Below are 21,100 nucleotides of genomic sequence, written 5' to 3' on the forward strand. Positions count from 1 at the left end.
TGGCTCAATGTGTGTGATTAGCTGTTTGCCAGCATCCATTTGCGCAGGCGGTTAGAGTCGCCGTAGGGGGTCAGTTTGCCAAAGGAATTGAGCAGCACAATCGATACATCCTCTCCTTCGATATTTGCCTGCATGACCAGGCATCGGCCAGCCTCGTTAATATAACCGGTCTTACTAAGTTCGATATCCCAGCTGGCGTTCTTTAACAAGCGGTTGGTGTTGCCATAGGTCAGGTTGCCGCGGCCTTTATACGGATAAACGTCTTTTCTTCTGGTGGTTGTAGCCTCGGTAATCAGCGCATATTCCTCAGCCGCTGTTACCATCTTCGCCAGATCTGCAGCAGTGGAAACATTTTCTTTCTTTAGCCCGGCTGGGTCTGCGAAGTGGGAGTTTGTCATGCCCAGTGCTCGCGCTTTACGATTCATGTGAACCAGAAAGTTTTCCATGCCGCCGGGGTAAGTTCGGCCCAGTGCGGTAGCAGCACGGTTTTCCGAAGACATAAGCGCAAGCAGGATCATTTCCCTGCGAGATAGCGTTGCTCCATATTCCAAACGCGAGCCGGTAAGGCGGATAAGGTCCCGGTCTTCCTTGGTGATGGTCACCTTCTCGTCCAGTCCAATGCCTGAATCCAGCACCACCATTGCAGTCATTAATTTGGTGATTGAGGCGATTGGACGCACGGTATCTACATCCTTGCCGTAAATCAGGTTGCCGGACTCATCCAGCACGATCGCTGACGCGGACTTGAGATCTGGGTTCCCCGGAAGATCGGTGAATTTGGAAGTGCCCGCGATGACACTACTTGCCGCTGCGAGGAAAGTCGCCGCGACAAAGAAAGTCTTTGCTATGCCCATGGTCTGTAGTCTCAGTTTTTATAGCCTTCATCGCCCCTGCGAGTCTGGCACTGCTGACTATTCTGCCTCAGCGGGGCAAGAATCGCCAGATTCAGCCAGGCTCTGATTCTGCTCCGGCCATGACTCGCAGCAGCCCACGGAATGCTCTGCTGGCAGTAGCGTCTCCCGCTAAAACGCGCGATACATCCGACGCGATGGGCATTTCAACATCGTACTCGTGGGCCAGGGCCATGACGGCTGGTGCGCTTTTAGCGCCCTCAGCGACCATGGTCATCTTCTCGATGATTTCTTCCATGTTGCGGCCTTTGCCTAATTCAATCCCCACATGGCGGTTGCGGCTTTGGGGACTGGTACAGGTTGCGATCATATCGCCCATGCCAGCGAGCCCTGAAAATGTCTCGGGACGGCCCCCCATCGCCACACCAAGGCGAGTTACCTCTGCCAGGCCCCGGGTAATGAGTGCTGCCCTGGTGTTGTCCCCTGCGCCCTGTCCATCGCCCATGCCCACGGCAATTGCGATAATATTTTTTAGTACGCCCCCCAGCTCGCAGCCCACCACGTCAGTGTTGGTATAGACGCGAAACAAACCACTTTTGAATACGTTTTGCAGTTCCTGGACAATGATTTCATCTTCCATGGCGATGACGCCGGCAGCGGCCTGGCCAGCCATGATTTCCCTCGCCAGGTTGGGCCCGGTAAGCACACCCACCGGATGTCCGGGCAGAACTTCCTGAATGATTTCAGTCATTCGCATCCGGGTTTTAAGTTCCAGGCCCTTGGTCAGGCTGATGACCGGTACCCAGGCTCGGATATGCTGTTTAACATCTTGCAGCACCGCTCGGAAATTTTGCGAAGGAATACCCATTACCACCACGTCTGCATCGCGAATAGCTTCGCCTACATCACTGGTCGCGCGAAGGCGGTCTGGCAGTTTGGCACCGGGCAGGTACTTTTCGTTACTGTGTCTGGCGTTGATTTCGTTGACTGTATCCGGGTTACGTGCCCAAAGCGTGACGTCGGTATTACGCGCCACCAGTGAGGCAACCGTTGTGCCCCAGGAACCGCCGCCTAAAACCGCTATATTCAATGTCTTCATTACTTTCCCTATGGGCTGGAGCTGCGGTTGGCTACTCCAACCGCCCTTATTAAGTCGATTCGCCGCAACAATTCTCGCAGTTCGCGCGCCAGTTCCAGTCGCTCCTCTTTGAGTGATTCCATGCCGCCCTCTGTCAGACTTCTGCTCTTTAGCATCTGATAGCCGTTCTTGAAAAGCAGCTTGCCAATGGAAGACTCGCTCGAAATTCGCCGCTGTAAATAGGCCTGACGCCCATAGGTAAGAGCCTCGCTGATGCAGTTAGCTTGTTCCAGCGACTCATTGGCCTCTTTTCTCGCCAGCATTGAAGCGACCACCGAATAGGCCTCGGTATAAGTGAGCAAGGTCACGTGGGCGACCAGCGGTGACATTTTTTGTAGCATCGTTCCGAAGCCAGCTGCTCCCTGGCCCAACAGTTCCTCCCAATCGTTACTGTAGCGAGCCATTTCCTGGCGAATTTGCTGGTGAAATTCTTCAGTCGGCGCGTAGAAAAACTCAAACTTGAAGAGGTCGCGTATGTCGTCGACTTCTTTCCAGAAAACTGCCAGCGCGCAGTCTTCGGCCTGTTCGCTGGCCTTGATTAACGCCAACTCGATGATCGCTTTATTGACGAAAAAGTGGATAACGGTATTGCGGTAATAGCTGGCGACTGGGTGTTGTTCCAGGCTAATGCCATAAACGACTTCGGGTCCTTCATCATAGCGAGTAACGATGTTTTCATCGATCATGATTCCTAGAAGGCCCTCCATCTGATCGGCGAAGGCCCGGTTGAAATCGTGGGAAATTCGTAGGTTTCGACTCTCAGACCACGCTAGAAGAGACCGCAAGTCCTCAATAACCTCATCTTCAGTCAAGGCCTTGGGTGCGGCGCCGAGCAAGCTCATGGTGACCAGAGATGGGAAGGTGATCGGCGTTACTTCGTTGGCCTCAACGGCCACTTCAAAAGCAATTTTTGACAGTGCTAGTTTGTCATCAGGCTCTGGTGCTTTAGGTAGCACTACAGGTTCACCGATATCCATGTAGACCTTGCCCATGGGACGCGCCAAACTGCGAACGTAACCAATGAACCACTTGAGTGACTCAGCGCCTTTGCCGCGGCCAGTTTGTTCGGTGGCGTACTCTTCTACATCGCGAATAATGTCGTAGCTGATGGATATTGGAATGATGTGAATATTTTCAGCGTTCGTTGTGTGGCAGGCTTCCAGTACGTATTTCAGCAGGCCGTAACGGGGAGGCATTAACTTACCCATACGAGAGCGGGTGCCCTCGAACGCCCAGTTCATTGGAAATCGCTTTTCCATGAGGTAGCCGATGTAATAGCGCAGCGTGAGTTTGTACAGTTCGTTGTCCTGGAAACTGCGCTTTATGAAAATTGCACCCGCTCGATGGAGCAGGTGGCCCAAGCCAGGAAAGTTGAGGTTTGCACCGCCAAACATATGCGGCATCGGAAAATCGTTGTCGTACATGACCTTCGGTACGACCATGCCGTCCAGATAGGTTTTGTGAGTCCACAACAAAATCGATGGGTTGCTTCTAACAACCTGGCGCATTTTTTCCACCGCAGCCTTGTTATAAACAATATCTTCTTCATAACCAAGGCCCAGACAAAAGGTATTGAAGCGTGCATAGATATCCAGCCAGAAAGATGAGGGAGTGGATACCATCTCCTTCATGTAGGTGGCAGCCTCCTTCATCAGCGCTTCTTTAGTCTTTCCCTGTGCTTCAGCCAGTTTTTGGACTTCCTTGTTGTAGTCACTGTTTGCCATGATGGCCGCAGAAACGTGGCGTGGCACCTTGTAACGACCGCCTTTTACGTGACGTTCGCTAATGTCCAGTACTACCGCTGCCTGGCGGGCAACAAAGTTAGCGAAGCCTTCCTGGGCGGATTCATCGGTGACGGTGTTAGTGGCTTCAAATCGCTGACGAAGGTTGGCCATGGTGTCGGGCTGTCCGGCGATAACATGCACTCTGTCGGGGTGCTCTTCGAGAACCTTTTTGCCACGTCGATTGGAGGGCCTTCGCGGGTCGCCCAGTATTAGGTGGCGCAGGCGGCCCAGGCTAGTAGTGCCGTTACCTCCAGGCGTCCACACCACCCGTAAAGGCGCAATCAAAGTGTCTGCCGGCAACGCCAATGACATGACCAATTGTCCGCTATCGAAGCCAGTGCGCTCGTCCTTCAAATCGATGCAGACCTGGGGTGCTTCGAAGGACTTATTGTCCTGATCGCCGAAGTGATGAATCCAACCGCGTAATATCGACTCCTCTGTGTCGTTGCGCACGTCCAGAATAAACAGCACCTGCTGCGAGCCACGTTGTGGCCAAGGATTTTTTGTATTGTAAATGTCTTCCAGGTTCAAACTGATTCCTTAGGCGTAGATCATTTAGCAGACTTTGGTTTTGCTTTAGCGCGAACTTTTGATTTTGCTGCCGCTTTCTTTTTTACAGCGGACGCTTTGCCAGTTGCCTTAGTCACTTTGGCGGCTACTTTTTTTCGCGGGGCTGCTTTCTTCTTGGCGGGTGTTTTCTTGCGCGCCGGCTTCCGTTTTGTGCCTGTGGTCACCGCTTGTTCAGGTTGTCCAAGGCTGCGGGCGAACATGTTTCTGACCTCGGTCACATGCTGGTCAATAGTGTCAGCCGACCAATCATGAGTGTCTACTGCCGGCAGTATTTCTACATCGACGGTTGCCGACCGGAAGACAAAGTCCCCCTTGGGCGCGACGTCGCCTGCATTGCGAATAACGATGGGCACTATGGGCACGCCCGCCTGCATGGCAATGTGAAATGCGCCTTTTTTGAAGGGTGCCAAGGTAGGGGAAACAGTTCGAGTTCCCTCCGGCGCCAAAACCACCGATTTGCCTTCATCGCGCAGGGTGTCGATGAGGGGTGCTATCGAGTCAATGGCATTTTTGGAATTAGCCCGATCTATAAACACAACTCCGCCGAACTCCATCACTTTGCCAATGAGAGGCTGTTCTCTTTTAATTTCTTTTTTACCAATACCTGCAATGTCGCGTCGCAATAGTTTGGCGATAATAACCACGTCGGCCTTGCTCTGATGGTTAAAAACAAATACGCAAGGCCGGTGTGACCACAGATTTTCCTCGCCTTTTACGCTTAACTCCAGGCCGATTAAGGCGCTGGCGGTATCGGCAAACAGGGAGAAAGAAAAGTTCACAGAGTCTCGCTTGGAACCAGTAAGAGCATAGATAGGCAGTCCGGCAATGAAGCTGGTCACCAGGCTACTAGTGGCTGCAATTGATCGCACGAATTGACCCAGGCTTGGGCGTCCGCGACTACCAAAGCTGGCAATCGGCCATTTATTCTTGCGCGCCAGGCGCTCCAATTTTTCGCTGGGATTAAGGGCGCGAGGCTTGCCTACCCGTTCTAAAAGGAGTTGGTCGTCGGTACTGTCTGAATAGAAGAAGCTTTGATCCAGGTCGCCGTTGACTTCGGCGGCAAGGGCCTCGGCTGCATCGACCTTGCCCTGGCCAAAACAGGTTGGCCGCACAACTGCGCCAGTGAACTTGCCGTTAGCAACCTCCAGATGGGTGCACAGGACATGCTCAATCCCCAGATCTTCGGCGGCGGGAGCCACCTGATAAGGAGTAGCAGAGGAAATGATAGCGACCGTGTGCCCTTTGGACAGATGGGCATTCACTAACGCGCGGGACTCCGGATAAATACGTCGGGCTATCTGTCGTGTATATAACTGTTCTCCCACCTCATAGTAAGTCTCCTCCTCGATGCCGCGCATGAATTGGGCGTTGACCGCCATCATGCCTGAGAAGCCAAGGTTGCCCATGCCAAAGTTGGTCATGGCGCCCATAATTTCAAGGAACTCGCGTGGTGACACGTCCCCTCTGCGGAACTGTTCGCGAATAAAAACGGTAGCGGAGTAGCCGGCGATAATTGTGCCGTCGAAGTCGAACACTGCGGTAATTTCTGGGCCACTGGGTGACTCATCAATATCCCGCAGCAATTGTTGAATGCTGGTCATGAGAATTCCTTAGATAGTCCGGCAAGTTTAGCGCATTGTTATTGGAAGCGTTGGATTATCAAGGCCGAGGCATAAAAAAAGCGCCGCTGAAAGACAACTCTCAGCTGCGCTTGGGGGTATTGCGTTTAATGCCGCCGAAGCTGCATTCGTTCCGGCCCGCTACCGGATAACGTTCCTATGGCTGTGGCCATCTCTGACAAATGTCCACGCGCATCCCCTACGATTGCAGGAAACGGTCCATAATGAGGATTCACCCCATGCGTGAACCATCATCTGTGGCCTGCTTCTTGAGTATAAGCAGGTCATTTGGCAGGGCAAGAAATTCCGTTATGATATTTTTTTATTTCTGTTAATAACCTTAGGTTATTTCAATCAATGCGGAAGCCCGGAGTAGGCTCCCATGAGCGTGGCTTTATTTAGCTTTGCTAAACAGCAATGTCATACGATCCGATTCGCCGATCGCTTGCATCGCCGCGCGCTTTTGAGCGTCATCTTTGCTGCCACTCAAGGAGGGGGGCAGGCGCCAAACGATGTCGTTGGCGGCAGGCTTGTCTTTGGGGTTAGCGTTGATTTCGCTCTCGGCCACCAGCTTGAAGCCCGCTGCCTCAAAAGCAGCCAGGACCGTGGATTGCTTCAGGTAGCCGCGGCTGCCGTCGGCGCCTTCTTCCGCAGCTGACTCAGGTAGGCGATGCTGAACAACGCCCACGAGCCCGTCGTTTTTCAGCATCCCGCGAATATTTGCCAGAGCCTGGCTGAGGCTTCCGGCGCTAGCTTCAAAGCGGTTTAGGTTGTGAAGCGCTCGTATCATCAACACTCGATCTACGCTGCCAACGGCATTTGGCGGCAGGGTGTTGAACGTATATCCCGCAGCCTTAATGTCGTTGTCGGTGAAACCGGCAACGAGACCAGGAAATTTGCCCGTTGCAGCGGCGCGCGCCTTGCGCCAGTCGTCAGTTCGGTCGGGAAAAAGAGACCAGAGACGTTTCGAGTAGTTCAAGCCATAAAGTGTGGCATCGCCGCCAAGGTAGTTCGCCAATATATTGCTGTACCAGCCACCTCCGGGTAGACCTTCTGCAACAGTCATACCGGGCTCAACCTGGAAGAAGGTCAGCGTTTCAATGGGGTGACGGGCTGTATCACGGGCGCGGTCTTTCTCGCTGCGCGCTTCAACTGCCTGGACCAGTGCAGGATTGGGGTCGGCCAGCGCCGGATTGAGAGTGCCAACTATTGCCAGACCGGCGATGGCGAGAGTGGGGATAAGCCTTCGCATATTGATTTCCTTTTTGTAGGTAATACGATATTGAGTTAGATTTCGCCGCGTTCACGCAGCGCTTGACGTAGGGCTGTGGAGCTGTGGATTTTCTCGTCGCCGACAAATTCGATACGCCCGCCTCCGGCTTCTACCGCAAAGCGCTCAGGCATTTTATCCAGTGTGTAGTCTGTGCCTTTTGCCTGAATGTGTGGCCGATACAATTCGATTAGCGGAATGGGTACCGAGGCGTTGAGAGGTACCACGTAGTCGACTGCTTCCAGGGCCGCAATAATTTCCATGCGTTCTTCGCAGGGGTTGATGGAGGGTTCCCGGTTCTCATTGGTGGCAATAGACGCCTCCGTGTTGACTGCTATGACCAACACGTCTCCAAGTGACTTGGCGGCCTCCATGTAGCGTACGTGCCCGACATGTAACAGGTCGAAGCAACCATTGCCAAAAACGACGGTGTCTCCTTTTTCCCGTCGCGCCTCGAGTATGGGGGTCAGGTCGTGAGGATTAGCGTAGATTTTTTGGAAGCTATCCATGAAAGAATGGGCGGAGTCCTGTTGTGGCAGCCTACGCAGTGTAGCGGGGAATGGCCTTGGAATATATACTTCCGGGCACTGTCACCCAGGAAAGTCCCGCTGTTATGCATACACTTGAGTTCAAAGAAGAGCCAGGTCGCGTGCTTCTGGTATTGCCGACCTGGGTGGGTGATGTGGTGATGGCCACTCCTTTTGTTCGAGCGTTGTTCATGCGGTTTCCCGATGCTGAAATCACTTTGCTGATGAACCATCACCTGTATCCGTTGCTTGAGGGCAGTCCATGGGTGCAGCACTGTGAATTCTGGGCGCCGAGGAAAAAAACAGCGGAAGCAAAACAGCAGCAACGGGAATTGCTGATTCGACTAAAGGCACGGCGGTTCGACCTCGCGGTAATGTTGCCCAATTCTCTGCGCAGCGCCTGGCTGTGCTTTCGAGCTGGGGCCAAGCGGCGTGTGGGGTTCAGTCGCGACGGTAGGGGCTTGTTACTCACGGACAAGGTCGAGGTGCCCAATCGTGTGGCAGGCGGTTACCAGCCATTGCCTTTGTGTGACTATTTCGCTGTGCTGGGTGATGCTCTGGGTATGGAGCATCCGGGTGATCGGCTGGCTCTTTTCCTAACTGACCAGGCTAATGAAGCCGTCGAATCCAGGCTGTTGAAAGACGGTGTTTTGCCAGAGCAGCCCCTGGTCGTGCTATGCCCCGGTGCTAACTTCGGTGCCTCCAAGTGCTGGGATCCCAAGCGCTTTGCTGCGGTGGCGGATCGACTGGTAAACCTACACAATGCAGCGATTGCGATTAGTCCCGGCCCCGGGGAAGAGCCTTTGGCAGAGGCTATTCGTGACAATATGGACGCACCGAGTTTTTTGCTTACCCAGCCTTGTTTGACTCTGGGTGAACTAAAATCGCTGATTGTTCGAGCCGATTTGCTGCTGGGAAATGACACTGGCCCGCGGCATTTTGGCAGGGCGCTCGATACACCTAGGGTTACGGTTTTCGGACCCACAGAGCAGAGGTGGACGGAGACGTCCCATGGCGACGAGACTATCGTGAACGTGGACGTGCCCTGTGGTCCATGCCACAAGAAAGTGTGTCCATTAGACGAGCAGGTTTGTATGACTCAGGTGACCGTTGAGATGGTTACAGAGGCGTGCGAAGAACAACTGTCTTCAAGCTGCTAGGATTGGCGCGGCCTAAATCGCCAGGTGGACCGAGTAGGGCGCGACAGTCAGTGGTCTGAAAAATTGCGCCGGTTACGTTACAAAAAGTAGTCGGGTTCCGCGGCTTCATCCCAACTTAATTTGCCCAGCTCTTCAGGATTGGCGATCAGCTTTTCAATCCACCAATTTACATCGTTATAAAGACAGGTGACCTTTTCGCAGGCAACGGTGGCATTAAAGCTTTTCACCAGATCTGCGGTGACACCGCGAGTTGCATCGTAGGCCTCAACGCCGGCGTTAGCGTTTTTATCGCCGAGGCGACCATGGTCCTGGTTGCGGTAAACCGGACAGTTGTAGAGGCCCAGCGGGGATAATACCTGGCGAAAAAACTGCATGTGGCACTGCTGGGGCTGTTTGGCCAGCGACTGTGTCTGGCGTTTTAGCATGGCTTTGAGTCCGGTGGATTGATGCACCCGAAAAGTATCGTCGGCCAGGGTGTTGGCTTCTTCCACCTGCGCCTGGATTCTGTTGATGATGTCTTCCAGTCCCGCGTTGGCCTTGATATCAATCACCTCGGCGTTGTTCACCTCGTCTCGGGTGAGGAAAGGTTTGAAACTGATGTAATCAAAGCGGTTGTCTTTGGCTAACTTGGTTGCCTGGGCGATTTCGTGCAGATTTTCAACAATAGCTGAGTCATTTATTTCGGCACCGCGCCAGGTAACGATGTAGGAAAAGCCGACGGTAACATCAGGGTTCGCATCTTTGATTAATGGAACCTTGGCGCAAATGCCTTCAAGGTCGAAATCTTTACGCGGTTTGTGCATTGGCTGGAAGGTCGCGTCTGTGCCTGAGTCCAGTGACAGACGAACCCAATCAGCCTTGTCCATGCAGTCGGCCACCTTGGCGATTTTATCGTTGCCAGTACCGTTGGAAACAATGGCAATTTGTAGCTTCAGGTCCTTCATGAAGCGAATCGTTTCTTCAAACTTGGGGTAAAGGGTTGGTTCGCCGCCGCCAATAACGATGACTGACTTCATGCCGCGCTCGGCCATAACCTTTATCGATTCTAATAATTTCTCGTGATCAAAGCGTATGCCAGTGTTCAGGATGTCCAGGTCCACGCAGTGGTCGCAGGCGTAGTTGCAGGCAGTGGTCAGGTCCAGGTTGATGGAAATGGGTGCGAAATCAGGCACTTTACTGGGATCGAGGTCAATTGCGTCAGCATCGGTGGCATTGCGCATGGCAACTTGCCAGCGCACGTAGTGTTCCAGGGCTTCTTTGGCGCCGGGCTGAACTAATTTGGTGGCAAAATCGTGGATACTGGCCAGTTCCAGTTGGTCTTCTGGCTCCTGTATAGGAGCGTCTACGTCGGTCAAGGGTATGTTGTTGTTCAAAAGGATACCTCGAGGCGCAATCTGCCAAAGCTAGAGTCAACAGGCGGCAATTCTACGGGGACTGGCTCGCCAGCGCTAGCGCTAGGCTGCAGCCAGTTGGAGCAGGTTACGGTGGGCGCTGCGCAGCAGTTTGCCTTTTGTGACTGCGCCAGCGTCCAACGCTGACAGAAATTGTGCTGTCACCTGGTGCATTGGGTCGACCACGGGGACTCGTTCGCCATTCCCGATTAGCTCCTGGCTATACTGAGGTAGCGTGACGCTTCGGTCGACGCGCAAGTCGTTGACTTCATACCAGGCAGGGCGGGGTCTCTCTTTGCAGGTTTCCAGTAGCAGCTGCGCCGATAATGATCCGCCGCCGTGTTTGTATGTGCAGGTCAGCGTAAGCTTGGTATTGTCAGCATCCCTTTCCGCCGTGCAGGCAAGGCAATCCCCTGGCCCCGCGAGGGCTTGTAGCATGCTGATAAAGTGGGGCGCAGCGTCCGCAAGCATATCCTCACCGATTGAAATGGGGCTAAGCCTCATTCTGAAGGTGTCGATAGATTCCGGGATGCTTGAGTGCAACGCGCTGAATGCAGAAAGTGTGGCGGGCCATTGGCCGACCAGGTCGAGTAACAGTCCGCGGTTCTCATACTCGGCTATCAGTGAATCAACTTTCTCTATCGATGCCGGCCATGCCAGAGGTTTTTCTACCAAGCAGTGGCAGTTTGCCTCCGCGACTTCTCGCAGCTGGTCCGCATGAAAGCGCCAGGGAGAGCAGATAGCGACTGCATCAGGCTGTATTGCCGAGAGCGCAGCGGACAAGCTGCTATGACCCACGGTCTCGATGCCCCAGTCGTGCTTAAGACCGTTTAGTGCAGCATTGATGCTCGCCTCGCTGGTGCCGACGATGCCGCCAATTCTGGCACCGGCAGCGCTGAGCCCTGCGGCGATGAATGGACCGGTGCCTTGGCGCGCTGAGCGAGCACCCACGATAACCACTTTGGGAGAGCTGCTGACGGTCAACGATGAATTCCTGTGATAAGCACGGCCTGGACATTGTAGCTCAGTTGACCAAAGTCGCCTGGTTTGCACGCTGTGGCGGGTTGGGTTGACCCCGTCTGTTTTTTTCGATTTCGGTATTTTAATGCATGTTTCTTTATTTATGGCCATTTCGGCCCGATACTGCGTTCTTGGACTATTGGGGAAGCCGGCACGCATGGAGGCAAAGGGAGGTTTAATGACAATTCAACAGGGCTGGATTTTTACCGCCTTATTTTTGCTTGCCCTATTACCGCGCCTTTATTCGGCTCAGACCATTGGCTGGGATTGGGACCATCCGGGTAGCTTCACCTTGATTAATTTTGATGAAGGCGGATCTTGTCGGGCAGCAATGAATGGGTTCTCCTACTCTACTTTTATCGGTCGGCAGACTATAGCTATTGCATCTGTTCTTGGGCGGGCTCCCGACCCTGGCATTAGTGGTGACTTGGAGCTTCTGCTGAAAATTACGCCTGAATCTGCGATGCTCTATCGACAGGTCCTGGCCGGCGATATTAAGGCGCTACGTGTCTGCAACTAGGCGTAAATTGGTCGAAACAGGGTTTCGTTTCGCCCTGGTCGGTGTGATTACCGGCCTGGTTCACTATGGTCTGGTTTACCTGGGCGTCAGTTGGCTTGGCTGGGATAGTTTAGTTGCCAGCAGTGTTGGCTTTGTGGTGGCAGTCAGTTGCAATTATTTAATGCATTATGGTTGGACCTTTGCCGTCGATGCTCATGAGGTACCACCACCCCACGGGGCAACCTTAGGGCGTTACCTGACAATGGTTGCATGTGGTTTCGTTATCAATGGGCTTGTCATGTACCTGAGCATTCAAGTTTTGGACTATCACTATCTCGTTGCGCAGGCCTTTGCTTCGGTTGCGGTGGTGTTGTGGAACTACTTTGTTGCGAATTTTTGGGTGTTCAAAAGGTAATGGGATTGCCTCAGTTACTTCCCGACCAGAATGCTGCGTTAGTTGGCAATCATGCCGAGGCTAGAAACTCCTCGGCGATCCTCGCACCCAACTCACCGGTTAGTTGGGCGCTGTTGCCCAGGCTAAGCTCAATTTGCCTTGCCTGCAGGCAGTATCGAAATAAGGGGTAATCGCGATCAACACCTGCGCCGCCGTGGCAGTGCTGGGAAGCCTGACTGACCCGGTGCGCAGTGTCGCCACACCAGATTTTAGCTATCAGCACCGCTTCTTCTGCCGGACGTCCCTGGTCGATTAACGAGGCTGCTTGCTGGGTAACGAGACGCAGGCATTCTACGTCGATGTAACAGTCTGCCGCGCGATGACTGACTGCCTGGAAGGTTGCTACCGGTCGACCAAACTGTTCCCGCTCCGTAGTATAGGATCCGGTCATGCGCATCATCTTGTCGCTGATACCAACGGTCATGGCGCACAACGCAGTGCGAGTGGCTTGCTGGGCCCATTGCATTGCTTCCAGGGCCTTGCCGCCTCTGGCGACAATGTCTTCATCGGGAACCTGAACGCCGTCTAATACCAATTCGTGGAGAACCTCTCCACTGGTTACCGTCTGAGGCCTGAGTGTGATTCCGGCGGCGTGCGGATCGACAAGCACAACGATTAATTCTTCTCCTGTCTGTGCCGACAGCAGGATCCGCTTGGCCGAAGCCGCATGGCTGACACAGATCTTGGTGCCGCTGATGGAGCACCCTCCTTCCACTAGTTGCGCCCGGGCGCTGGGAGCGGCAGGATTGTCGTTGCCGTATTCTTCCAGTGCAGCGGTGACGAGGTGGGCACCGCTGACGATACCGCTGAGCAGTTGCTCTTTTTGTTTGTCAGTGGCGAAGCGTCGCAAAGTGCCTGCGGCACTCACCAGCACCGGGACTGCGGGTACCGGCGCTGCTGTACGGCCGACCTCTTCGCATAATGAGCTGAGCGCATAAAACCCGAGATCAATGCCGCCATGACTCTCTTCAATATCAAGCCCCAGCAGGCCAGCCTCTGCCAGTGCCTGCCAGAGGTTGGCGTCAAAACGCTGCTCTTGCTGCTCCGTCGCCTTGAGTTGATCTACGGCAGTAAAGTCGGTAAAAATCTGCTGCGCAAGTTGCTGAACGCTGGTTAGTTCTTCTGATAATGTGAAATCCACTGCTATTTCCTCTTAGCGTGTGCGGGGCATCCACAGCCCCGCCATGGCAATAATGTCGCGCTGCACCTCGTTAGTGCCGCCGCCAAAGGTGAGAATAGAGCCCACACGCCAGCGAAACTCGATTTTTCCTTTTAAAACTGCGCCCGGGGAGTCGGCACCAATGCTGCCTGCCGTGCCCATGACTTCTAATAGCAGACGATAAAGTTCAACAAAAAATTCGCTTCCATATACTTTTGCTGTGGACGCATCGGCCATATCCAATGGCCCCTGGTCCATGGACCAGGCCTGTTTCCAGCACATGATTTTGAGTGCTTCCAGGCCGGTTTTTACCTTGGCGAGGTTTTGTTGCACCCAGGGCTGTTCGATCACTTTGCCTTCGGGATTGGCATTGGCCTGCGCTGCCCATTGGGCGGCGCCTTGATAGAGCGAGTCCACCTGGCCGTGGGTGAAAAGTGATAAGCGCTCCACATTCAGTTGACTGGTTATCAGCTTCCAGCCACCGTTGACGTCACCCACCCTGTATTTGTCAGGGATGCGAACGTTCTCATAAAAAGTCGCGTTGGTGCGAACTCCCAGGGTACTCACAGCGGTGCATGAAAACCCTTCGCTGCTGGTTGGCACCAGGAACATGGTGAGTCCCTTGTGTTTTTTGTCTGCATCAGGATCAGTGCGGGCAGCCAACCACACATAATCTGCATAGTGGGCGTTGCTGGTCCACATCTTTTGGCCGTTGATGACCCAGTCGTCGCCGTCGCGTTCCGCTTTGGTTCTAAGGCTAGCCAGGTCAGTGCCCGCGTTAGGTTCTGAGTAGCCGATAGCGATGGTAACTTCGCCGCGTTTAACGCCGCCGACGACCTCCTGCTGGACTTCTTCGATGGCATTGGCGGCGATAACAGGAGCGACCGCCTCGGTAGTCAGGAACGGATAGGCAAAGCCGGACCGAATCACCTCATCGGTGAAAATATATTGCTCTACATGCGAAAGTTCCTTGCCTCCCAGCGCTTTCGACCAGCTTAGGCCGATCCAGCCATCAGCACCCATTCGAGCATACTGCTTGCGAAACTCCGGGCCACCACCTTCCTTGAGGTCATCAACTTTCATTTCCTCGATAAGTTCAGGAGTCATGATGGTCTTCATGTACTCACGCACTTGTTGCTGCAGCGCCTTTTGTTCTGTCGTCAATTCAATGTTCATATTTCGGGTTCCTTACCTCGGTCATGTCATTCCTCAGCGAAGGGAATTCAGTTCCTTTTTGTCTCAAGAGGCTTCTACGTTTAGTCGTTCTATCATGTCCATGGCCTGTGTGGCATAACCACCACCAAACAAGTTGAAGTGATTGAGAACGTGATACAGGTTGTAGAGCACTTTACGCGTTGTGTACCCGGGATCAATGTCCCATGTGCCACGGTAGGACTGGTAAAAACGATCATCAAAACCTCCAAATAGCTCGGTCATGGCCAAATCGGCCTCGCGGTCACCGTAGTAGATGGCGGGATCAAAAATAACCGGTTCCCCTCCTAAGCAGGCGCTCCAGTTGCCTGCCCACAGGTCGCCGTGAAGCAGTGCAGGTAAGGGTTTATAGTTGCTAAAGAGTTTATGTGTCTGTTGCATGAGCCGGTGCCCCGCATCGACGAGGCCTGAGCTGGCGCCGTTATTTTTCGCCAGTTCCAGCTGGAATCCGAGCCGTTGTTGAGTGTAGAAATCCACCCAGTTCCCTGTCCAGTTGTTGACCTGCTTTGTAGTGCCGATGAAGTTGCTTTGATCCCAGCCAAATTGGCGGGTAGAGTTTCGATGAAGATTGGCCAGTCCTGCACCCAACGCAGTACTCGTGCTTGGAGCAGGTTGTGCGAGGTCAAGGTACTCCAGAGCCAACCAACTGAACTTGCTGTCTTCGCCTAGTGCGATGGGGGTAGGCGCGCGCAAACAGTGGCAGCCAATGAGTACGTTAAGCGCTTTGGCTTCAGCAGCGAACATGTCCTTGTGATGCGAGGAATTTTGTTTGAGAAAATAACGCTGGTCATCCCCTGCCAGCAGAAAGCTGTTGTTAATACAGCCACCACCTACAGACTGGGCTTTCGCAATCTTAAATTGTCGCCCCGTCGCCTTCGATATGCTGCGTTCTACTGGTTCCCAGTCCACTTGGTTGCTGATCTCCGGTCGACTAATTAGGGTGTTGAGCAATTGTTGGACTGGCCTTATAATGCCCGCCCTCTTTAGGACTATAGCTCAGTTGGTTAGAGCGCTACCTTGACATGGTAGAGGTCCCCAGTTCGAATCTGGGTAGTCCTACCAAACAAACAAGCCCTCGCAATTGCGGGGGCTTTTTTTTTGGAGAGACTAGCTTACCCGGCATAGCTGTCATTCAGTACCGTTGACGCCGCCAACGGGATGACCATAGGCGCCATTAGTGGTCATTGGTACCACAATCGATAATGATCAGGCGCAGGGTGCCTTGATTGGCAATAATACAATTGCAAGCGTGTTTGATATCATCAGCAAACCGGCCCGCCGAAGTGAAGTTTTGATGCTTAAGGTGAGATTATAATCGCCTTTATTCTGTCGTAATAAGGAGTATGTATGAGTTTAAGCGAATCTCAAACGTTCACCGTTACAGTGCTTTACGCAGCTTCGCTGTTGCCAGCATTGGTTATTTTTGCACTCTTTTTGGTGGGAAAGTTTCCTCGCTGGCTAATGGCCACGTATGTCGGTTCTTTCATTCTGTGTGCCATTGGATGGGAGCTTTGGATTAGCTATGGCCTGGTCGATGGCCTGGATGTTGCCAGCCGACGACCCCAGGCGATGAATGAGGTCATCCCCATGCACATCAACTGGGTACTGAATTCCCTGGGTGACGCCGCAGCGGTCGGGTTGGCTGGTGTTTTTCTAGTCTGGCTTGCCTATGGCAGAACAAACAGTGCCTTTATGGCCTGGCGATGGGGCGCGTTCGCAATACTGTCCGCCTGGTTTATTGCCCAGAATCTGTTTGTAGAGATGTATGTGTACCAGCAGCAGTTGGCAGAGGGTTTTCGCCTTTCATGGGCACCATTAATGCCAACCGGTCCCTGGTATAACCCCACGTTACTAAACTTTGATGGCAGGTCGGTGCAGTTACAGACGCAACTGCCCTGGGTGTTGATGACACCGATTTATTACTATCTGCTTTTAAGGTGTTATAAAAAGTGGGGCGTTCAGACCAGAGACGGCGTTTAAATCTGGCTTGAAGTGTTCTTCGCGAAACTATTCAGTTCGGTTTGAAGCCACGCATCTCGGGCTGATCGATTCATCGTTGTACGTTAAACGGAGTTAACCATGAAAATTACTATCACGCTCACCATCACTTTGCTGGTTTCTTGTCTTGCGGCACAGGTTTCTTCTGCTCCAAATCAGGACGCTGCGAATATCATTCAGGAGCTTGGCCTGCGCGAAGCGAGCAAGCCCCTCAGTAGGCAGCCTGGTTGGGCACCCTCGAAGATCCTGGTTAGCGCGCCTCCTTTTTTGACGTCGATTACCCCAGGATATTTGCAGCAATTGAGGGGGGCCGCCGGCACTGCCGAGTTGGTTATTGATGACTCTGGAGCTTTTGTACCCGATCCGGCATTGCTTCAAGGTGTGGATGCGGTGATTGGTCTTTGCGATCCGGCGACGATGACCGCAGGGGCTGACCTGATCTGGGTACACAATTATTTTGTCGGCATGGATCGCTGTGCGAGCTTAACGCCAGAGCAAGTGTCCGGCCGAACGTTCACTAATGGCAAGCGTCTTTCCGGTCCGGCAATTGCGGAGCACAGTATCGCGATGATGTTATCCCTCGCCCGCGGGCTGCCGGCTTATTACCGGGCCCAGATGGACTCGAAATGGGACAATAATCTGAGGCAGCAGGTGCGCTTTGGAGAGCTAAAAGATAAAACCCTGCTAGTAGTCGGTCTGGGAGGAATCGGCACAGAAGTGGCATGGCGCGCCCACGGCCTGGGTATGAAAGTCACGGCCATTCGAAACTCCTCCCGCTCTGGGCCTGACTATGTCAGTTACGTGGGTTTGTCTGACGAGTTGATGGCATTGGCCGCCGATGCGGATGTTGTTGTAAACGCACTGCCGCTGACTTCTAAAACTGCAGGGCTGTTTAATGAAAAATTCTTTGCAAAGGTTAAGAAGGGGTCTTTGTTTATTAGCGTTGGCCGAGGCAAGAGCACCGATACCGACGCTCTTATCGCTGCACTGGAGTCTGGCCGGGTTTACGGCGCGGGGCTTGATGTGACTGACCCGGAGCCTCTGCCCGCCGATAGCCCTCTGTGGCTGATGGACAACGTCATCATCACTCCCCATTCTTCGACAGCCGGCAGCGACAGTATCAGGCGGGGAGCTATCATTGCAGTGGAAAACCTGCGCCGTTATGTAGCCGGAGAACCGATGCTTAGCGTGGTGAACATGGATGCGGGTTACTAGCCATCAGCTTTCAGGACCTGGCCAGTCTCCACGGTATGTCCATTGGCAAACTTCTTTTCTAAAGACTTTTCTCTCGGCCCCGCTTCCTCGAGGGTTGATGAGTCGTAGCTGCTGTCCAATGGCCACTGCCGCGTCAGTTGAGATGTTTTTACCCCGGGTCGTTGAAACTGGGAGAGCGTCCTTCGAACTTTGCCGAAACTGCTTCCACCTGATTTGATGAACCCAATATTTCCTGGCTGGCTGCTGCTTCCTGCTGCAGTCCGTCTGCAACGCTCACCAGAGCAGATTGATTCAGCACCTGTTTAACCGCTCGAACCGCGTCTGGATTGCGGTTGGCGATTTGCTCGGCCAGAGCCAGTGCATCCTCCACCGGCGTAGTCGTGATTTCGGTAGCCAGTCCATACGCGAGAGCCTGCTCACCACTGAAGCGGCGACCAGTCATTGCCAGCTCCTTGGCTCTGTCCAATGAGGTGAGACGCCGTAGAGATTGAGTGGCGGACATGTCCGGTAGCAGGCCCCAGGTGATTTCTACCAGGCCAAGTGATGCTAGCGGATGTACCAACCGAATGTCGGCGCCAAGGGCAAGATTCAGGCCGCCACCCAGCGATACGCCCTGAATGGCCGCGATAACGGGCACAGGCACTTCCTGCCATAGCCAGCCTAGTTGCTGCGCGCGGTTCGCGCCGGCTGGGCTCAGATCCGCCATTGCCGCAGTAACATCCTCGCGCTCGGAATTGAGTTCACCGCTGGCCATCTCTGCGAATGAGTTCATATCAATGCCTGCGCAGAAACTTTTGCCCTTGCCTGAAATGACGACAGCGCGGATTTCGCCGGGGTCCATCATTTGCCGGGCAAAATCCAGTAGCCCATTCATGATCGCTCCGTCGATAGCGTTATGCGCGTCTGGTCGATTCAATTGCAGGTGGGCTACGTGATTATTGATGGTGACCTCAATGACACTGCTCATGGATATTCCTTGTTATGGGCTGATGCAGATAAGCAATGTCTCATTAGCAGGCTTTAACACCAAGGATGTCTGCGGTCATTGTTCGTTAACAAACCCTGCACCGAGGCAATTTATTGCACTATGGGTTAGGCTGCACCTAACAAATAACAATAGGTGGATGAATGAATCGTGTAAGAGGTTTGTCGAATACAGTGGTTCTGATAGTTGGAGCTTTGCTGAGCCGCTCTGTTTTTGCCGGTGGAATCGACGAAACGGTGGAGTCGATTGTTCGTCCGTTAGCGGCCGCGTTGTCCTCCTTTGTTTTCTATAAGTTATCGCTATTTGGTTATGAAATTCCCTGGATTGTGCTCTGGCTTGCTGTTGCGGCGACGTTTTTTACCTTGTACATGGGCTTTATCAACATCCGCGGCTTCGGTCTGGCGCTGCGCCTGGTCAGAGGCGACTATCATGACCCCAAGGCCCCCGGTGAGATTTCGCACTTCAAGGCGGTTGCCACAGCCGTATCGGGCACTGTAGGTATAGGAAACATCGGAGGTGTCGCAGTAGCGATAGTGATTGGCGGGCCTGGAGCCGCATTTTGGCTAATCGTCGCCGGCTTTGTTTCCATGTCCACTAAGTTGGTGGAATGCACGCTCGGGGTGAAATACCGCAAGTACAACCCGGATGGATCGGTGTCCGGCGGCCCCATGTATTACCTCGAGCACTATCTGGTATCCAGGGGCTTTCCTCTGATGGGTAAAGGTCTCGGCAGGTTCTATGCGCTGGCGCTGGTAATTGGTTGTTTGGGCATCGGCAACATGTTTCAGTCCAACCAGGCCTACGTTCAGTTTGTCACTATCACCGGCGGCGACTCTAGCTACTTTGTCGATAAAGGCTGGCTGTTCGGTCTGGCGATCGCTGCTTTGGTGGGCGTTGTGATTCTTGGCGGCATCCGTTCTATCGCTGCTGTGGCAGGAAAAATTGTGCCGTTTATGGCAGTCCTGTACATGGTGTCGGCAGTGGTCATTATTGCCATGAGCGCAGAGCATATTCCCGCTGCCGTTGGTCTGATTGTCGGCAGTGCATTCAGCCTGGAGAGTGTCACCGGCGGTATGGTGGGCGCCATTATTGTGGGCTTCCAGCGTGCCTTGTTTTCCAATGAGGCGGGACTGGGGTCTGCGTCAATTGCTCACTCGGCGGTGCAAACAGATCATCCTGCCTCCGAGGGACTGGTGTCTTTGCTAGAGCCGTTTATCGATACCATTGTCATTTGTACCTTGAGTTCACTGGTCATCGTGGTAACTGCTTATCCTGCAGGGCTGATGGATCAGGGGCTGCAAGGTATTGCCCTGACGTCGGCGGCTTTCGAGCACCACTTCAGTTGGGCGCCTTATCCGCTGGCGGTAGCTGCCCTGTTGTTTGCATTTTCAACTTCCATTGCCTGGTCTTACTATGGACTGAAGGCATGGACTTACTTGTTCAGTGAGCACCCCGTGAGTGAAAATATTTTCAAACTGGTGTTCTGTGGTTTTCTCGCACTGGGTTGCATGATCCAGCTTGAAGCTGTTCTGGACTTCTCGGACGCCATGGTCTTTCTGATTTCGGTGCCCAATATTTTGGGTCTGTATTTCTACGCACCGGAGATCAAGCGTGAAGTGAGGGAATTCATAGACGGGGTGAACCGGGGCGATGTGCGTAACTATCGCCAGGAGCGTGCCCGGGCCTCCAAAGCCTGATTTTAGCGGGCTTAAGTTCAGGCCGAGTGCAAACGGGTTGTTAGCGGCCTGGTACGTTTGTTGTTATTGACGAGGACTTTTCATGTCACCGGAGCGAGAAATAGAAAACCTGATCTATCGGTACGCTGAATTGATAGATGAGGGGAGTATCACGTCGATTGGAAAACTGTTGTCGCAGGCCCAGTTTATAGGCCCGGATGGAGAGGTCCACGCCCAAGGCAGCGAGGCCATTGAGCGCGTTTATGCTGCATTTACGCGCATTTATGAGGACGGCACGCCCCTCAGTCACCATATCACTACTAACGTGCAAGTGAAGGTGGAAGGTGATCGTGCAGGTGCACGTTCCTATTTCACAGTGCTGCAGGCAACGGAATCACTGCCTTTACAGGCAGTAATGGCGGGGCGTTATGTAGACGAATTTGCCTGCGACAAGTCGGGTTGGTATTTCACTAGTCGGCAAATCATACCGCGCTTATCGGGTGACCTGTCTCAGCATTTGAAGAGCTGATTCCGACCATTTCGAAAGTCAGCGTACGCCAGCGCTGATCCGC

General features: G+C 53.5%; 19 protein-coding genes and 1 tRNA gene. 8 read left to right on the top strand and 12 right to left on the bottom strand.

From position 1 onward, the window contains the following. Positions 1-17 precede the first annotated feature (17 nt). From pbpG to EYC87_RS10710, 6 genes are all read right to left on the bottom strand, one after another. A complete protein-coding gene (gene pbpG, locus EYC87_RS10685) occupies positions 18-854 on the bottom strand; it encodes a D-alanyl-D-alanine endopeptidase (RefSeq protein WP_279252855.1) in 837 nt (278 codons plus the stop codon). 91 nt (positions 855-945) lie between these two features. After that, positions 946-1,950: an NAD(P)H-dependent glycerol-3-phosphate dehydrogenase gene (locus tag EYC87_RS10690; RefSeq protein ID WP_279252856.1), complete on the bottom strand. Its 1,005-nt coding sequence runs from the start codon at positions 1,948-1,950 to the stop codon at positions 946-948. Between the two features lie 8 nt (positions 1,951-1,958). Continuing rightward, the gene (locus EYC87_RS10695) at positions 1,959-4,304 is read right to left on the bottom strand and encodes a glycerol-3-phosphate 1-O-acyltransferase (RefSeq protein ID WP_279252857.1); all 2,346 of its coding nucleotides are present in this window, start codon (positions 4,302-4,304) and stop codon (positions 1,959-1,961) included. A 20-nt stretch (positions 4,305-4,324) separates the two neighbouring features. Beyond that, positions 4,325-5,944 (bottom strand): HAD-IB family hydrolase, encoded by a 1,620-nt coding sequence (locus EYC87_RS10700; RefSeq protein ID WP_279252858.1) that lies wholly within the window; start codon positions 5,942-5,944, stop codon positions 4,325-4,327. Between the two features lie 412 nt (positions 5,945-6,356). Further along, entirely contained in the window at positions 6,357-7,214 is an 858-nt protein-coding gene (locus EYC87_RS10705) for a class I SAM-dependent methyltransferase (RefSeq protein ID WP_279252859.1), read from the bottom strand. A gap of 35 nt (positions 7,215-7,249) precedes the next feature. Next, complete coding sequence (locus tag EYC87_RS10710; RefSeq protein ID WP_279252860.1) at positions 7,250-7,741, bottom strand: adenylyltransferase/cytidyltransferase family protein; 492 nt, start codon at positions 7,739-7,741, stop codon at positions 7,250-7,252. A 56-nt stretch (positions 7,742-7,797) separates the two neighbouring features. Here EYC87_RS10710 and waaF point away from each other — a divergent pair, with 56 nt between their 5' ends. Next, positions 7,798-8,919: a lipopolysaccharide heptosyltransferase II gene (gene waaF, locus EYC87_RS10715; protein WP_279252861.1), complete on the top strand. Its 1,122-nt coding sequence runs from the start codon at positions 7,798-7,800 to the stop codon at positions 8,917-8,919. A 77-nt stretch (positions 8,920-8,996) separates the two neighbouring features. Here the strand turns inward: waaF and EYC87_RS10720 are convergent, their stop codons facing one another. Both EYC87_RS10720 and EYC87_RS10725 read right to left on the bottom strand, forming a co-directional pair. Then, positions 8,997-10,292: a radical SAM protein gene (locus EYC87_RS10720; protein ID WP_279252862.1), complete on the bottom strand. Its 1,296-nt coding sequence runs from the start codon at positions 10,290-10,292 to the stop codon at positions 8,997-8,999. Positions 10,293-10,373: 81 nt separating this feature from the next. After that, a complete protein-coding gene (locus EYC87_RS10725; RefSeq protein WP_279252863.1) occupies positions 10,374-11,294 on the bottom strand; it encodes a Gfo/Idh/MocA family protein in 921 nt (306 codons plus the stop codon). Positions 11,295-11,508: 214 nt separating this feature from the next. Here EYC87_RS10725 and EYC87_RS10730 point away from each other — a divergent pair, with 214 nt between their 5' ends. Together EYC87_RS10730 and EYC87_RS10735 are read left to right on the top strand one after the other, a co-directional pair. Beyond that, positions 11,509-11,850, top strand: coding sequence for a hypothetical protein (locus EYC87_RS10730; RefSeq protein WP_279252864.1), 342 nt, complete (start codon positions 11,509-11,511; stop codon positions 11,848-11,850). Beyond that, positions 11,837-12,244, top strand: coding sequence for a GtrA family protein (locus EYC87_RS10735; RefSeq protein WP_279252865.1), 408 nt, complete (start codon positions 11,837-11,839; stop codon positions 12,242-12,244). The genes EYC87_RS10730 and EYC87_RS10735 overlap by 14 nt, the downstream gene beginning before the upstream one ends. Before the next feature lie 49 nt (positions 12,245-12,293). On the opposite strand, the gene EYC87_RS10740 is transcribed toward EYC87_RS10735, so the two are convergent. From EYC87_RS10740 to EYC87_RS10750, 3 genes are all read right to left on the bottom strand, one after another. Next, a complete protein-coding gene (locus EYC87_RS10740; RefSeq protein ID WP_279252866.1) occupies positions 12,294-13,424 on the bottom strand; it encodes an acyl-CoA dehydrogenase family protein in 1,131 nt (376 codons plus the stop codon). 12 nt (positions 13,425-13,436) lie between these two features. Further along, positions 13,437-14,618 carry an acyl-CoA dehydrogenase family protein gene (locus EYC87_RS10745; protein ID WP_279252867.1) on the bottom strand — a complete coding sequence of 394 codons (1,182 nt, stop codon included), beginning with the start codon at positions 14,616-14,618 and terminating at the stop codon, positions 13,437-13,439. Positions 14,619-14,681: 63 nt separating this feature from the next. Then, positions 14,682-15,563 carry a fructosamine kinase family protein gene (locus EYC87_RS10750; RefSeq protein ID WP_279252868.1) on the bottom strand — a complete coding sequence of 294 codons (882 nt, stop codon included), beginning with the start codon at positions 15,561-15,563 and terminating at the stop codon, positions 14,682-14,684. A gap of 76 nt (positions 15,564-15,639) precedes the next feature. On the opposite strand from EYC87_RS10750, the gene EYC87_RS10755 reads away from it, so the two are divergent. The 3 genes from EYC87_RS10755 (at position 15,640) to EYC87_RS10765 (ending at position 17,867) form a co-directional block, all read left to right on the top strand. After that, positions 15,640-15,716: transfer RNA gene (locus EYC87_RS10755), tRNA-Val, on the top strand. A gap of 285 nt (positions 15,717-16,001) precedes the next feature. Next, positions 16,002-16,634, top strand: coding sequence for a hypothetical protein (locus EYC87_RS10760; RefSeq protein ID WP_279252869.1), 633 nt, complete (start codon positions 16,002-16,004; stop codon positions 16,632-16,634). Between the two features lie 99 nt (positions 16,635-16,733). Next, entirely contained in the window at positions 16,734-17,867 is a 1,134-nt protein-coding gene (locus tag EYC87_RS10765; protein WP_279252870.1) for a D-2-hydroxyacid dehydrogenase, read from the top strand. 148 nt (positions 17,868-18,015) lie between these two features. Here the strand turns inward: EYC87_RS10765 and EYC87_RS10770 are convergent, their stop codons facing one another. Further along, positions 18,016-18,834 (bottom strand): crotonase/enoyl-CoA hydratase family protein, encoded by an 819-nt coding sequence (locus tag EYC87_RS10770; RefSeq protein ID WP_279252871.1) that lies wholly within the window; start codon positions 18,832-18,834, stop codon positions 18,016-18,018. 161 nt (positions 18,835-18,995) lie between these two features. Here EYC87_RS10770 and EYC87_RS10775 point away from each other — a divergent pair, with 161 nt between their 5' ends. Beyond that, a complete protein-coding gene (locus EYC87_RS10775) occupies positions 18,996-20,549 on the top strand; it encodes an alanine/glycine:cation symporter family protein (RefSeq protein WP_279252872.1) in 1,554 nt (517 codons plus the stop codon). A gap of 82 nt (positions 20,550-20,631) precedes the next feature. Next, positions 20,632-21,057: a nuclear transport factor 2 family protein gene (locus tag EYC87_RS10780; RefSeq protein WP_279252873.1), complete on the top strand. Its 426-nt coding sequence runs from the start codon at positions 20,632-20,634 to the stop codon at positions 21,055-21,057. Positions 21,058-21,100 lie beyond the last annotated feature (43 nt).

Origin of the sequence: Candidatus Seongchinamella marina (assembly GCF_026262685.1) — a bacterium.
In the GTDB taxonomy this organism is placed as follows: domain Bacteria; phylum Pseudomonadota; class Gammaproteobacteria; order Pseudomonadales; family Halieaceae; genus Halioglobus; species Halioglobus marinus.

Coding starts and splice junctions, on each gene's coding strand:
- EYC87_RS10705 (WP_279252859.1), bottom strand. CDS start 7,214: ATGCGAAGGCTTATCCCCACTCTCGCCATCGCCGGTCTGGCAATAGTT.
- EYC87_RS10780 (WP_279252873.1), top strand. CDS start 20,632: ATGTCACCGGAGCGAGAAATAGAAAACCTGATCTATCGGTACGCTGAA.
- EYC87_RS10700 (WP_279252858.1), bottom strand. CDS start 5,944: ATGACCAGCATTCAACAATTGCTGCGGGATATTGATGAGTCACCCAGT.
- EYC87_RS10770 (WP_279252871.1), bottom strand. CDS start 18,834: ATGAGCAGTGTCATTGAGGTCACCATCAATAATCACGTAGCCCACCTG.
- EYC87_RS10710 (WP_279252860.1), bottom strand. CDS start 7,741: ATGGATAGCTTCCAAAAAATCTACGCTAATCCTCACGACCTGACCCCC.
- EYC87_RS10765 (WP_279252870.1), top strand. CDS start 16,734: ATGAAAATTACTATCACGCTCACCATCACTTTGCTGGTTTCTTGTCTT.
- pbpG (WP_279252855.1), bottom strand. CDS start 854: ATGGGCATAGCAAAGACTTTCTTTGTCGCGGCGACTTTCCTCGCAGCG.
- EYC87_RS10690 (WP_279252856.1), bottom strand. CDS start 1,950: ATGAAGACATTGAATATAGCGGTTTTAGGCGGCGGTTCCTGGGGCACA.
- EYC87_RS10775 (WP_279252872.1), top strand. CDS start 18,996: ATGAATCGTGTAAGAGGTTTGTCGAATACAGTGGTTCTGATAGTTGGA.
- EYC87_RS10745 (WP_279252867.1), bottom strand. CDS start 14,618: ATGAACATTGAATTGACGACAGAACAAAAGGCGCTGCAGCAACAAGTG.
- EYC87_RS10730 (WP_279252864.1), top strand. CDS start 11,509: ATGACAATTCAACAGGGCTGGATTTTTACCGCCTTATTTTTGCTTGCC.
- EYC87_RS10760 (WP_279252869.1), top strand. CDS start 16,002: ATGAGTTTAAGCGAATCTCAAACGTTCACCGTTACAGTGCTTTACGCA.